Origin of the sequence: Turicibacter sp. T129 (assembly GCF_025594975.1) — a bacterium.
GTDB classification, from domain to species: domain Bacteria; phylum Bacillota_I; class Bacilli_A; order MOL361; family Turicibacteraceae; genus Turicibacter; species Turicibacter bilis.
This window is the reverse complement of record NZ_JAMQUU010000017.1, coordinates 39,335-53,490: the sequence shown is the minus strand read 5'-3', so window position 1 is coordinate 53,490 and position 14,156 is coordinate 39,335. Positions and strand designations below refer to the sequence as shown.

Annotated in this window: 11 protein-coding genes; 5 read left to right on the top strand and 6 right to left on the bottom strand. The window is 34.2% G+C overall.

Going from position 1 to position 14,156, the window contains the following annotated elements:
* The first annotated feature begins 786 nt into the window (after positions 1-786).
* The 4 genes from NEH75_RS03180 (at position 787) to NEH75_RS03165 (ending at position 6,008) form a co-directional block, all read left to right on the top strand.
* Positions 787-2,907 carry an LTA synthase family protein gene (locus NEH75_RS03180; RefSeq protein ID WP_082417967.1) on the top strand — a complete coding sequence of 707 codons (2,121 nt, stop codon included), beginning with the start codon at positions 787-789 and terminating at the stop codon, positions 2,905-2,907.
* Positions 2,908-3,066: 159 nt separating this feature from the next.
* Positions 3,067-3,792, top strand: a complete 726-nt coding sequence (locus NEH75_RS03175) for a PspA/IM30 family protein (RefSeq protein WP_055305337.1) — start codon at positions 3,067-3,069, stop codon at positions 3,790-3,792.
* Positions 3,793-3,859: 67 nt separating this feature from the next.
* Positions 3,860-4,933, top strand: coding sequence for a hypothetical protein (locus NEH75_RS03170; protein ID WP_262948529.1), 1,074 nt, complete (start codon positions 3,860-3,862; stop codon positions 4,931-4,933).
* Between the two features lie 13 nt (positions 4,934-4,946).
* Positions 4,947-6,008 carry an SPFH domain-containing protein gene (locus NEH75_RS03165; RefSeq protein ID WP_212726134.1) on the top strand — a complete coding sequence of 354 codons (1,062 nt, stop codon included), beginning with the start codon at positions 4,947-4,949 and terminating at the stop codon, positions 6,006-6,008.
* Positions 6,009-6,055: 47 nt separating this feature from the next.
* On the opposite strand, the gene NEH75_RS03160 is transcribed toward NEH75_RS03165, so the two are convergent.
* The 5 genes from NEH75_RS03160 to NEH75_RS03140 form a co-directional block, all read right to left on the bottom strand.
* Positions 6,056-6,505 carry an ASCH domain-containing protein gene (locus NEH75_RS03160; protein ID WP_262948528.1) on the bottom strand — a complete coding sequence of 150 codons (450 nt, stop codon included), beginning with the start codon at positions 6,503-6,505 and terminating at the stop codon, positions 6,056-6,058.
* 173 nt (positions 6,506-6,678) lie between these two features.
* Positions 6,679-7,812 carry a glycerate kinase gene (locus tag NEH75_RS03155; RefSeq protein ID WP_055243597.1) on the bottom strand — a complete coding sequence of 378 codons (1,134 nt, stop codon included), beginning with the start codon at positions 7,810-7,812 and terminating at the stop codon, positions 6,679-6,681.
* A gap of 506 nt (positions 7,813-8,318) precedes the next feature.
* Complete coding sequence (locus tag NEH75_RS03150; protein ID WP_055277529.1) at positions 8,319-9,485, bottom strand: leucine-rich repeat domain-containing protein; 1,167 nt, start codon at positions 9,483-9,485, stop codon at positions 8,319-8,321.
* Positions 9,486-9,642: 157 nt separating this feature from the next.
* Positions 9,643-10,902, bottom strand: coding sequence for a VanW family protein (locus tag NEH75_RS03145; RefSeq protein ID WP_055305331.1), 1,260 nt, complete (start codon positions 10,900-10,902; stop codon positions 9,643-9,645).
* Between the two features lie 128 nt (positions 10,903-11,030).
* Positions 11,031-11,648: a hypothetical protein gene (locus NEH75_RS03140; protein ID WP_055305330.1), complete on the bottom strand. Its 618-nt coding sequence runs from the start codon at positions 11,646-11,648 to the stop codon at positions 11,031-11,033.
* Positions 11,649-12,233: 585 nt separating this feature from the next.
* On the opposite strand from NEH75_RS03140, the gene NEH75_RS03135 reads away from it, so the two are divergent.
* A complete protein-coding gene (locus NEH75_RS03135) occupies positions 12,234-12,629 on the top strand; it encodes a hypothetical protein (RefSeq protein ID WP_055305329.1) in 396 nt (131 codons plus the stop codon).
* Between the two features lie 110 nt (positions 12,630-12,739).
* On the opposite strand, the gene NEH75_RS03130 is transcribed toward NEH75_RS03135, so the two are convergent.
* Entirely contained in the window at positions 12,740-13,972 is a 1,233-nt protein-coding gene (locus NEH75_RS03130; protein ID WP_082427808.1) for a DUF1002 domain-containing protein, read from the bottom strand.
* Positions 13,973-14,156 lie beyond the last annotated feature (184 nt).

Here is a 14,156-nt window from a genome sequence, read left to right as displayed (position 1 = left end):
GTTACTAACATTTTTTATCAGTAACTTTATTTTCTCATATTATAAGGATAGAAAATTCCCTCAGTTATTCAGTTCCTACTTCACCTCTCCCTTTTGAATAAATTATCATATACTGTCCCTCCATGATCAATAACGAGGTCACGAAATAAAAAAATACCTATCAAATTAGACGTTCCCTTTATTTAAGTTTTTCATAATATACTGTTGGCTATTGATTCTAAGAATCTTACTTCTATATCTCTGTTACTTTTATCTTATCATTAAACGTTAAAGGGATGATTCATTTAACTTTATCAGCTCTTCCCCCCTTACTTATAAAGTTCCAATTTGATTTAAAAATCATTTAGTTATTACCTTTAATATAAATACACCTATTTTAAAAATTATAACTTCAATCCGATCGGGAACACTTAGTCAAGAATGAATCTTTATTGTACTTGCTAAGATATAAAACTTAACAGAAATTTTACATTTTATTAACAAAAAACGACATCCACTTATAAAAACACCAAAAGAAGCGGTTACATTGTTCTTTATTTTTTTGCCTAACTCTTAACATTTGTATGAATTTTAAAAAAGCCACAAATAGAAGATGAATTTTTATTTTCAATCTGTATAATAATTACTTGTACTCATTTCTCCTAAAATTTTCTAATTGATTTTATGGTCGGTCGTTGTTAAAATGTCAGATGGACTACTTTAAGATTAGATATGGAAATAATTGTTTTAAAAACACCTCTTTGAGTCCACTCAAACTCATAGAGTATTTATTTATGGGGGTCTAATATGAAAGAAATTATAAAAAAGTATTTATATAATTATTATTTTCTATGTATCGCCTCGGCGTTCGTCATTAACTTTCTAATTGAAATCTTTAGCCGTCACTCGATTGTGGCTGCATTCAATTATTTAATCCACTCACCCGTGGTATTTACTTATAATGTCTTATTAATCTTACTAACCTTTTCACTGATTTTATTGGTCCGTCGAAAATTCTTTGTTTTCACTACTATTTCACTTATTTGGTTAGCAGGAGGAATTACCAACGGAATCGTTTTAAACAATCGTGTCACTCCATTTACGGCAAACGAATTAAAATTAATTTCATCAACCTTTGATATTTTAGAAAAATACTTCTCTAAGTTTCAAATTGGATTAATTGGGGTAGGGATTGCTCTTGCGATTATTGGAGTTATTATTGCGTTCTTTAAAGCACCAAGATCAAAAAATAAAGTTAACTACAAAAAAAACATTCCACTTTTCGCTGCTGGAATCATTAGTTTTGTACTTTTGACACAAGGTGCCTTAAAAGCAAATATTATTTCTGATTATTTCGGAAACATCGCTTTTGCTTATTTAGATTACGGATTCCCTTATTGCTTTACTAATACGTTATTAAACACAGGGATTAAACGACCGGTAAACTATACACAAGCAACTATTGAAAAATTAGCGGAAACGCTAATGAATTCTGAAGATTCTTCTAAATTAGATAATTCAAATTTAGTTGCAAGTAATGACAATAGTATGGTGCCACAAAAGCAAGCACCAAATATTATCATGCTTCAATTAGAGTCATTCTTTGATCCAACACACATGATCGACTTAGAATTCTCAGAAGATCCTGTTCCAAACTTCAGAAAATTAAAAGAACAGTTCTCTTCAGGTTATTTAAAAGTTCCTTCAGTTGGAGCCGGAACAGCAAACACAGAGTTTGAAGTCATCTCAGGAATGAACCTAGAATTCTTCGGTGCTGGAGAATATCCATATAAAACAATCTTACGTAAAACAACGGCTGAAAGTATTAACTATGACTTAAAGGATTTAGGTTATTCAACACATGCCATTCATAACAACAAAGGAACCTTCTATACTCGTCAAAAAGTATTTAAAATGTTAGGATTTGATACCTTTACTTCAATCGAATATATGAACATTGAAGAAACAACCCCACTTGGTTGGGCGAAAGATAAATACTTAACAAAATCAATCGTTGATGCTTTAAAATCAACAGAAGGTCAAGATTATATCTATACGATTTCAGTTCAAGGGCACGGTGATTATCCAACGACTCCAGTTGAAAATCACTCTAAAATCACAGTCAGTGGTTTAGATGATACCGAGCGCTTAACCTCATTTGAATACTTTACAAATGAAATGTATGAAATGGATCAATTTATCGCCGAGTTAATCCAAGCCCTATCATTAATAAATGAAGATATTGTCCTTGTGATGTATGGGGATCACTTGCCGACATTAGGAATTGAAGACGCTGAATTATCAAATGGTGACATCTTCGAAACAGAATATGTTATTTGGAACAACTTTGGCTTAGAAAAACAAGATACTGACATTGAGGCTTACCAATTAGGTGCTCATGTCTTAAATCAACTTGGCATTCATCATGGAACATTAATTAACTATCATCAACAATATAAAGATACTCCTGATTACTTAGATAATCTTAAGTTATTACAATATGACATGCTATACGGTGAACGCTATATCTATGGTGGCGTGAATCCGTATGAGCCAACAAAAATGCAAATGGGGGTTAATGAAGTTTTGATTTCAGAAGTTTATAACGATGAAGACGGTAATTTCATTGTAAAAGGTCAAAACTTTACTGAATATAGTCGTGTAAAAATCAATGACACCGCTCATGAGACAACTTACATCGACCCTAATACATTAATGGTATCAGATTATACTTTAAATGAAGACGACCGATTTGCGATTCAACAAGTGACGGTCACTAACCATGTCTTAAGTACTTCTGCAAAATATAAAGTAGGTCAAGAAGAAGAAAACAATCAATTTTATGACCAAGGATTTGAAGAAGGTTATATGGCTGGTTATCAAGCCGCTTTAGAAGCACTTGGACAACCTGTTCAAGAAGTAGAATAAAATAAGAGCCTCCCCTCTTTGAGGGGAGATTTTTTTATACCTAAATAATGTCGTTAAGGTCACATTTTTTCTTGTGAAATTCATTCATTAGAATTCTCCTAATATTTTCGTTCTTTTACTCATATACTGTTATTAATCATGAGAACGAGGAGTGGTTTTGTGTCTATTTTAAAACGTTTTTCAGATATTATGTCTGCGAATATTAATGCCCTACTAGATAAATGTGAAGACCCTGCTAAAATGGTTGATCAAATTTTACGAAACTTAAATGATGACTTAGGAAAAGTTAAAGCTGAAACAGCATCTATTATGGCTGAAGAAGCTCGTGCAAAACGCGAATTGGATGAGTGCAATAAAGAAATTGCTAAATTATTAGATTATGCTAAACGTGCCATTGAAGCGGGAAATGATGACGATGCTCGCCTTTTCTTATCAAAAAAAGCAACACTCACAGAAAAACAATCCACACTTGAACAAAAAGTACAGCTTGCTTCATCTAATACTTTAAAAATGCGTCAAATGCACGATAAACTGGTAAGTGAAGTTAACGAACTAAATGCTCGTCGTGATAGTATTAAAGCAAAAGTAGCGACAGCTAATATGCAGCAACGTATTAATGAACTTGGAAGTTCACTTAATAGTTCAAAATCAAACTTAGGGGCTTTTACTCGTATGGAAGAAAAAGCAAATCGAATGTTAGATGAAGCAAATGCAATCGCCGACTTAAATGCTGTACCTAAAGACGATATTGAATCATTAATGAATAAATATGATACGAAAACCTCTTCATCTATCGAAGATGAACTTGCTGCTTTAAAAGGAAATCGTTCATCCACTATTGATCATGAATTAGCAGCTTTAAAGGGTTTAACGAATCAAGAATAAGTTTAAAAAGCCATAATCGGTTGTAGTTTTTTTAAGCTACAACTTTTTTACCATAGGGAGTGAGAAAATGAGCGAAGAAAAGCAAGAAGATATCCAAGTGTTCACCTGTGAAAATTGTGGGGGAAATATGGTGTTTGATATAAAATCACAAGCTTTGAAGTGTCCGTACTGCGAAACAGAAGTAGCGATTGATCATGAAGGGGAAGTTCATGAATATGACTTTTCTAATGTGAGTACTCTCGAAGAAAAATCAAATTGGAATGAAGATGTCGAGGTCATCACTTGTGAAAGCTGTGGTGCCGAAACTGTTGTTGATAAACATATTACGGCGCTGCATTGTTCTTATTGCGGATCCTCGCATGTTCTAAAAACGAAACAATCAGCTGGGATTAAGCCTGAAGCTATTCTTCCCTTCAAAATCGAAAAACATCAAGCACTGGAGGAACTATCAAAATGGGTCAAATATCGCTGGTTAGCTCCAAATGATTTAAAACTACTTTATCAAAGTGATAAACTTCAGGCTGTCTATGTCCCCTATTGGACATATGATGCAAATACGTCTAGTACCTATACGGCTAGAGGCGGCCGTTATTATTATGAAACTCGTGAAATCAATGGAAAAAAAGATCAAGTTCAGAAAGTTCGTTGGTATCCAGTCAGTGGTCAACTTCATCAATTTTTCGATGATATTTTAGTAAATGCTTCTCATCATTATAGTAATACGATTATGTGTGGAGTTGAACCTTTTAATACTGATCGTGTAGAACCCTATCGAAGTGAATATATCTCTGGCTACATGGCTGAACGTTATAGTCTAAGTGTTCAAGAAGGATTCACTTTTGCTAAACAGAAAATAAATCGTGAGCTCGAAGAAGCTGCCCGTTTAGAAGTTCTACGTTACTACGATACTGTCAGTGGAATTCATGTCCAAACCCATTATGATCATGTCACCTTTAAACATGTCCTCCTCCCTATCTGGACCGCTACTTATGATTACAAAGGTAAACAATATCAATATATTATTAATGGAGAAACTGGACGCATTCATGGAACCTATCCCTATAGTTGGGTGAAAATCACTATCTTAATCATTTTAGGAATCATTGCAATCTACTTCATTTTTGTTTATTTTAATAGTTAAGGAGTGTTAACGTATGGGTTTATTCAATAATCAATTTGCTAATGTCATTGAATGGAACGAGTCTCGTGACGATGTCATCTTTTGGCTTTGGCGTAACAAAGAAATTAAGCGTGGGAGTCGCCTCGTTATTCGTCCAGGACAAGATGCTATTTTCTTATATAATGGAAAAATTGAAGGAATCTTTAAAGATGAAGGAAATTATGAAATCGAGTCTGAAATCATTCCTTTTTTAACCACATTAAAAGGATTTAAGTTTGGATTTAACAGTCCACTTCGAGCAGAAGTTTTATTCGTGAATACGAAGGAATTTTTAATTCGCTGGGGAACTAAAAGTGCGATTAATATCCCAACACCAAGTTTAAAAGGTGGACTACCTATTCGCAGCTTTGGAACATTTACGGTTAAAGTTAATGACTATCTTGCTTTAATTGACCGTATAGCAGGTGTGAAGCAACAATTTACTGTGGAGGATGTAAAAGAGCGCGTTTTATCTCAACTCGATCAACTTTTAATGCGTTGGATTTCAAAAGAAGGAAAAGACTTATTCAATTTACAAGTAAATGCTTATGATATTGCTCGAGGAATTAAAAGTGATCTTGATATGGAATTATTAAAGTTAGGTCTAACTGTGACTGATTTCACAATTTCAAGTTTTACTTATCCAGAGAACGTTCAAAAGATGATTGAGAAAACAGCTTCCTTCGATATGGTCGGTGATATCGCACATTATCAACAGATGAGTATGATTGAGTCGATGACTGAACATCCAAATAGTTCGATGGCATCCATGGCTCAAACAGGAGCTGGGATGGCTATGGGCGTTGAAATGATGAAGCAAATGACGTCTATGATGACTAACACATCAACAGCATCACAAGCTCAACCATCTACTACCCTTTCCTGTCATCAATGTGGACACAAACTAAGCCCAAATGTAAAATTCTGCCCTGAGTGTGGGACCAAAGTCCAAGCATCATCATCCCCATCAACCGGCTATAAATTCTGTCCTGAATGCGGGACCCAAACAACACCAGATGCAAAATTCTGTAATGAGTGTGGTCATAAATTGTTCTAATCATATTAAAAAAACGTCTTCAAAAACAATAGAAGACGTTTTTTCTTTTACTTCCAAATCACTTTAAATTTTTCACACACAATCAACATATTTTCATCAAAGACTTGTTTACATTCTGCTAAGGCTTCAGTAAAAAATGCTTGATGACCCTCTCTCCAATCATCTAAACTTTGGTTTCCTTCTCCTTCTTTATATGCATGTTCTTCACTAACTAAATTAAATGAAGTCGTATAAACTTTAGTTGTTAGGATAATACACTCTGCCTCATTTTTACTATTAAGTACAATACTTAACTCTCCGCCTTGTGGAAGTGCTGCTCCTTCCATTTCATAAAAACAAAAAACAGATGAAGTCGCAGTCTTCTTCCCCGCCTTCACAAGTAATGCCAACTCATCTGCCATTATATCTGTATTCCCGAATGAAAAAGCTTCATAAGTTGACGCTCCATAGTTTGGATAATCTTGTATAACCCTTTCCCACATTTGTTCTGCTGTCATAGTAAATATACTCCCCTCTTACCTTCTCTTTAAATATAATATCTCCCTGAAAACATTCTTCTGTGATCCTATCAACCATTTAAGACAATGTAAAAATATTATATGTTGAAGTTAATACTTATGTAAATAAAAGGTTATGATGGGGAAAAGTACGTTGATTTCTTTGTTTTACCTTACTTAATTGCTTTAATCAAATTAAAAATCTGTTCTGTCGTTTGTTTCATATTTTCAAAAGCGACCTCCGGTTCCATTGCTTCTTCTAATGACATCGGATGATTAACAATAGAGAAATAGGCATCAATGCCTTTTTTATGACACGCTGTTGCTTCTTTTGTTGTTGCTCCTGCTAATCCAATCACTTTACACCCATATTTTTTTGCTAATTTAGCAACACCGATCGGTGCTTTCCCCATTGCCGTTTGATGATCTAACCGCCCTTCCCCCGTTAACACATAATCGGCCCCCTTAAGTACTTCTTCCAACTTTGTCTCTTCTAAAATCATTTGGACTCCTGATTGTAATGTTCCATTTAAGAAGGCAGTAAAAGCAAATCCAAGACCACCTGCTGCTCCTGCACCTGGTAAGTTAGCAAAGTCTGCTTTTTGATCCCCTTCAACTACACGTGCAAAATGACGTAATCCGTCATCCAACGTTTTAACGATTTCAGGTGTTGCACCCTTTTGCGGAGCATAAATATAAGCCGCTCCTTGTTCTCCATACAATGGGTTAGTGACATCACACGCAATCTTAAATTCACAGGATGATAATCCCGGTAAAACATCTGACGCATCAATTGAAACAATTTGACTTAATCCTTGTCCTCCTTGCACCACTTCTTGTCCATTAGCATCTAAGAATTTGTATCCTAATGCCATTAACATTCCAATTCCTGCATCATTCGTCGCTGATCCCCCAATTCCAATGATGAACTTCTTACATCCTGACTCGACACATGCCTTAATCATTTCGCCGACACCATAAGTTGTTGTCACTAATGGATTGCGCTTTTCTGTTGGAACTTGAGGTAATCCCGCTGCTTGTGCCATTTCAATGACAGCCACTTCATCAATTATCCCGTATTGTGCGATGACAGGTTCATAAATAGGACCTGTAACTTGTATTGTTTTTAACCTGCCATTCAATCCACAAACTAAAGCTTCTGTTGTTCCTTCTCCACCGTCAGCCAATGGTTTAACAATCACCGTTGCCTCTGGATTCGCAGCTAAAATCCCAGCTTTAGCTGCTTCTCCTGCTTCCATTGAACTTAAACTTCCTTTTAGCGAATCCATCACTACAACAGCCTTCATTTGAGTCACTCCTTTACTTTTTTTGTTACTAGAAGATTGTTCTAATCAACTATCCCTTAAATTAACTCAAAAAATATTCTATATAGAAACCGAAATGTATTTCACATTTCTAGAATCAACCTTAGTTATCAAAAAACTTTGGTACTGGTTTCCCTACCCTACGTAACGAAGTTCGTAACTTTCCTCCGCTGATAGGGTATGGGTTCCCTGGCATTTTCGAAGAAAATGTATCCTCAATCCGCTAATAGTTTTTATGATGTGAAAAACTTATCGGGACTTATATATATGAACCAATAACCGTCATTGCTCGCCTAAGTGAAAATCTTAAAACGTCATAAAAACAGACTTCTTATAGAGCGAGCCTTATTATAACATCTCCTTTACTTCTTGCACATACATATTCAGTAGTTTACAACAAAAATCCCTTCATTTTCTCTATCATCCAACGAGAAAGATAGCTCTAATTCACGGATTATCCAAATAAAAAAGCGATCTAACGACCGCTTTTATTCTAATTCCTTGAATGAAAGACGAAGTTCACCACTAAATGGAATCTCTTCATTTTGATTATGAAAAAACACAGTAATCAGTGGCTCTAACTGATTAACAATCAGTCGTGATTTTAAAACGTCGTAGGTGACTGTTTTGGGACTGATGGCTGTAATCAATGGAACCTCCCCATTTGTATCAATTAATCTTCCTTTCAATTCAATCGCATATTCAGATTTATTAACCCAAATCGATTCCCATTCAACCGACTGATTTTCAAGGCTAATGATGGGTAATGCCTGTATCCCCTTTAAAGAGGTAATTTGATTGCCTTGAGCAAGTAAAGCTAGCAAATGTGGAAGCTTAGTAATCGGCGTTAAATCTTTTACCCGATTATTCATAATACTTAATGCTTCTAATGACTCGACGCTAGCTAACGGTGTTAAATCCTCTATATGATTATGATTTAAATCTAAAAACTGAAGTTGTTTCAATTTTTTTAACGGCTCTAGATTCTCAATTTGATTTTGATTGGCAAATAACATTTGAAGGTACTTAAGTGCCCCAATTGGCTTCAAATTATGTACTTGGTTCCCATTAATATTGAGTTGGTACAATAAATATAACTGACTTAATGGTTCAAGTGATTGTATCTTATTATCATCTAAATAAAGGACTTCAAGATTCACGAGTGGTAACAAGACTGCCAAATTAGAAATCCCAACTCCTCTCATCGATAATAAGGTTAATTGTTTCATAAATCGAAGTTCATCATAGCTTTGAAGCGGATTATAATCAAGAAATAACGTCTTTAAGTTTTTTAATTTTGTTAAAGGCCATACACTTTGAATCTGATTTTTACTGAGGTTTAAACTTTGTAGATCTACGAGTGAACTCATAGGTCTTAAATCTTTGATTTGATTATTCATTAAGCTGATTTGTCGAAGATTAACCATATCTTTTAAAGGTGTAATATCAATAATCTCATTATGATTTAAATATAGTGCGGTAATCTGAGTTGCATAACTCATCCCAGTCAAATCTTTGATTTCTTTGTTATCTAACGTGACAGTTCCTTGTAAATTTGCTAACTGATCTTTAGTAATTACTTGGTCAGCTGGCTGATTTAAATATTGCTTATTTAAGGCAGCTTTTAATTTTTCGTCTCTTATAACATTATTCAATGGTCATCACATTCTTTCTAGTCTGCTACAAATTCCTTTCACTTATCTTGCTGTTAATATGACCAGGATACAATATAAGATATTCTCTGTTTCTTAGGTTGGCACGTTAAATGACATAAAAAAAGCTTCACTTCCGCTCGGAAGTGAAGCTTTTCTCTTACTTATAAGTACTTGTATCAATATATTCATTATACACCAAGCTACCATTTGTATCATACCCCAATAAGTAAGTTTGATATTTGTTCTGCCCTACTTGTTTAACCTGTGGTTTATACGTCACTCCATCCAGGGCATCTTCATTTGACCAAAATTCAATCGTTAACGTTCCACCACTCGTATAGGCATTAATATAAATTGGATAATCTAATGTATTTACGAATTTAAAATCGATTGCATTTTCTGCCATCGTCGCATCCAGTCCGACAGGTACATATCCAACTTGTAAACTATGATTACGACGTTCAGTAGGCATAATTCCAGCTAGTAACACAGTGTTATAAAGCGTTGACGATACTTGACAGATTCCGCCTCCAACTCCATTAACCGGTTGAGCGTTAACAAAGATAGTTGCATCAACATAACCATTTGAATAAATAACAGGTGACACTTTATCTGTATACGAGAACTCATCCCCAGGCATTAACAATGTCTTGTTAATTTTAGATGTTGCTAGTTCTACGTTTTTCGATCTTGGAATACCGACTGGGAAGCTTGAGCTATAAGTTGAGATTTTATAGTTCACTGACTTTAACAGTTCAGGATCTTTCGCTTGTTTATCAACGATTCCTTCTGCTGTCACTTCTATAGTCTCTGCGGAAACTTCATTTAATGCCGTTTTAACCTGCTCTTTAATTGCATCTGCATCAATCGAATAGCCTGCATGTCCTTCCGTCACTTCAAAGTTCCCTGCTGAAACCATTTTAAACGTTGGCTCTTCTTTGTCAACATAAAGCTGCTGTGCAATGGATTGAATCCATTCATCCACTAATGACTCATCATAGCTATATTCAATAGTATATTCAACTACTGGTGCTGCTTCAATTCTTTTTGCTTGTTCAAGAATTTCTAAATCTTTACCAAGTGCAAAAATTTCATCAGTTAATTCATTAACATCTTCACTCGCAACAAAGCCTAATTCTTTTAACGTCTTTGAAAAAGTTTGATCATCAATTTTAACTTCAATCAAACGTGATTCAAGCCCTTCAACTTCTTCTTTTAAGACAAGTTCTAAATTAGCTTTAGAGATTTCTGATACATCCTTCTCATTCACTTTAATATTTGGAAATGTAATGTCCTCATACGTCAGAACTAATTCTTTAGCCTGATAGTATTCATATGCTTTAATCCCCCCGAATACTAATCCAACAGTTAAAATTCCGACAGCCCCTCCAATTAATAATTTTTTCTTCTTACTCATAACATGACCCCTTTAATTCAGTCTTTAATCTCCTTATCTCTCTCTCATAAGCCCACATTTATCATAACATAATGTCACGTTTTTTTAAGAATATTTCGTTTTTTGGTGTTTTTTTCCAATAATTCGACTTACTCTTTGACATTAATCATGTAATTAAAATGTTCTCCCTTTCCACTTTCAAAACTGATGAGATATTCGCCAGGTCCTGCATAACTATAATAATTAAAACAGCTTTGATCCGTATTGGCTTGCAAATAGACGAGCTTACAAATCATTTCATCATTAACAATAGGTTCATAAAGAATATGAGGACTTTTAGCATAATTCCCAATATTATATGCGATGGTTGCTTCAGCTAAACTTTGTGGTTTTAATGCAATATCTTGATAAAAAACAGTCGGATGAACAACAGACTGTAACGTTTGAGACATAATAAACTCTGGCATAAAATAACGATAATTAAAATGGAGGACTAATGCCTTTTTAAATCCCTCATGCGAATCTTGAATAACTTCATAATCAGTCAACGTTACTTGCCAAAGGACATCGTTTTGATCTCCAGATAAAAAGACAACAGGATCTCCCATCGCATAAAATCGATTACTTTCATAATCCTCTCGATTAACCTCATCCATAATTAACAAACGTTGATGTTCTTCCGACACCTCATCATTAATAGGTTCAGATTTTTTTTCACACCCACAAAGATATATTCCTAGCATTAAGATAACAATCCAGCGCTTCATCTACCCCATCCTTCTTTTAAACTATTCTATCATTAACGGTTGTTTAATTGCGACACTTACCACTTGGTGACTAATGCCCTAAATTTTAAATCCTAATTCAAACTCAACAAATTCACGTGGTACCTCGCCATAAACGGACAACTCGCTTATCTTTCATAAAAACAACTAAAACCCTTTAATCACTAAGGTCATCTGTCACTTCTATAACGACTAATTTATTATAAATTAAGACTACCATTAAACCCACTATCATGACAATAAAAAATAACCCTACACGTTTCATTTTCCCACCTTTTTTTCAATCTAATCCTTTTCACCCTCAAAATTCTATAAGTAATTTACAAAATGATGCAGGACTGTCATCAATGATCTAGCCTCATTTCTATTAATTAACATTTCCCTTAGTTCACTCGTCACAACGACCTTTTCTAACGATAAATCATTCTCTTCTCATTCATGTAACTACACTTATAGTGTATATTCATCTTAAAAATACAAATTGTAAAAATAAGGAAATAGACTCATTGAATCTTTAATCCATACAAACTATAATAAACTTAACGATTCAGGAATGGGGGAAATTAAATGAATCAAACGTTAATTATCATAAAAAAAGTTTTAAAAAACGGATTTTACTGTCTATTATGGTTCTGGATGCTTATAAACTTAGGATGGAGTTTAACCATTGGGTGTGCCGATCCAATGATTATCATGCCAGAAGAAGTCGTTCCATGGATGACGTCCATGTTCATTGTCACAATGATTTATTTATTAATGGTACCATCTCAAAAATGGAACTGGACACTCCTTCCCATTATCGGACTTTGGAGCATTCAATATATTTATGCACTTATTTTTCACTATCATCCGTACGATACATTAATGGATGGAATCGGATTTTTCGCAACTTTGACATGCTATTTACACAACTATCTAAACTCAAAAAAGCAATCAATAAACCAAACAAATAAAATGGCCTAATCGGCCATTTTTTTATCTCTTTGATTCTATTTGATATAATTCCTTTAAAAAAAGAGAACCCTTAAGGTTCTCAAATAAGTATTTTACTTTTCGCTTAAATATTAATTTTGTTATTCTGATACACTTTCGTTGTTTTCAAGATCATTGCTTGTCTCTTCTGGTACTACTTCTGCTTCATTTTCTTCAGAATTTTGTTCAACATTATCTTTTGGCTCATTTTCATCTACGTTCTCACCGGCTGTTAGATCTTCTGTGTTGATATCTGTTTCTTCTGAAGTGGTAGGTTCAAAAACTTCAACCTCTCCACTTTCATCACTATTTTCAATTGAAGCATTCATATCAGACGGTTCCTCTTCATTTAAAATAGGAAGATCTACTTCGTTTGATGAAATAAATAAACCTTTAATCCATTCACCAATTCCTCTGACTAAATCAACGAACCAGTTACCGATTTTTTCTAAAACCCCAGACTCTTTCAGCTTAACTCCCGCTTCTTTTAAACTTTCAGAAATACTGTCACCGATATTTTTCATCGTCTCTTTAATATCTTTATAATCGATATCTAATTTATTCACGTCTTCCATTAAGTTCGCTATTCTTTCAGTTGATTCTTCACTCAACTCAACTCCATAATTGTTTGTCACGTTCACAATAATTTGTTCGATTTGAGTCGAATTTGGAGAGTCTTTAATAACTTGCTGCTTAATATCATTGATAATCCCAGATGCTACGGTTGAAGAATCACTTGAAGAATTAATTTCATTATCGGGATTATTTAATATTTCATCTGCTATTTCTAATGTTGTATCAATTTCTTCTTTAGCAACAACCTTATTTTCTTCAGATAAACTTTCTCCCATAATTTCCTCTGCACCCGCTAAAATCCCTGCTAATGCAGATTCACCCGTTACCATAAACGGTGCCGATACAATAACCTCACAATTTAAAATCCCAGAAGTGATTAATGCATTCGCAAACATTTCATTCGTTACTAAACTTACATTTTTAGAAGAAACATTAATTCCTCCTTGGTCCGTTAACTTCACATAAGCTGATGAATACCAGCCACCTTTATAGTCATCTAATGCATCTGGCGCTAATCCTAATTGTTTAATCGCTGTTTCATTATCTACATAGATAGCCTCCATCTCATCTGAAACACCAAAATAATCTCTTAATGCTGCTTCTTCACGTTGATTCAAACTTGAACCAAATGATAAAATTTCCCCTTGACGATACTCACCAGTAAATGATGATTTAGCAAAGGCTGTCATTGATACACTTAATCCAGCAACTACTGTTAAAGCTAGCACTGTTTTTTTAATCAAACTATTTTTCAACATATTATAGTTCCTCCCTAGTTCTGCTATATGATAACAAATCAGTCATTTATCTCTACCTCTTCCAAAATCAATGGTATTTTACCATGTTTTAATTCATGATGAAATATAAATTTAACAGAACTATCACTTAAAGTCATGTAAAAGCTGTATAAAAACAACACAATTTTTTAACTACTTCACAAAA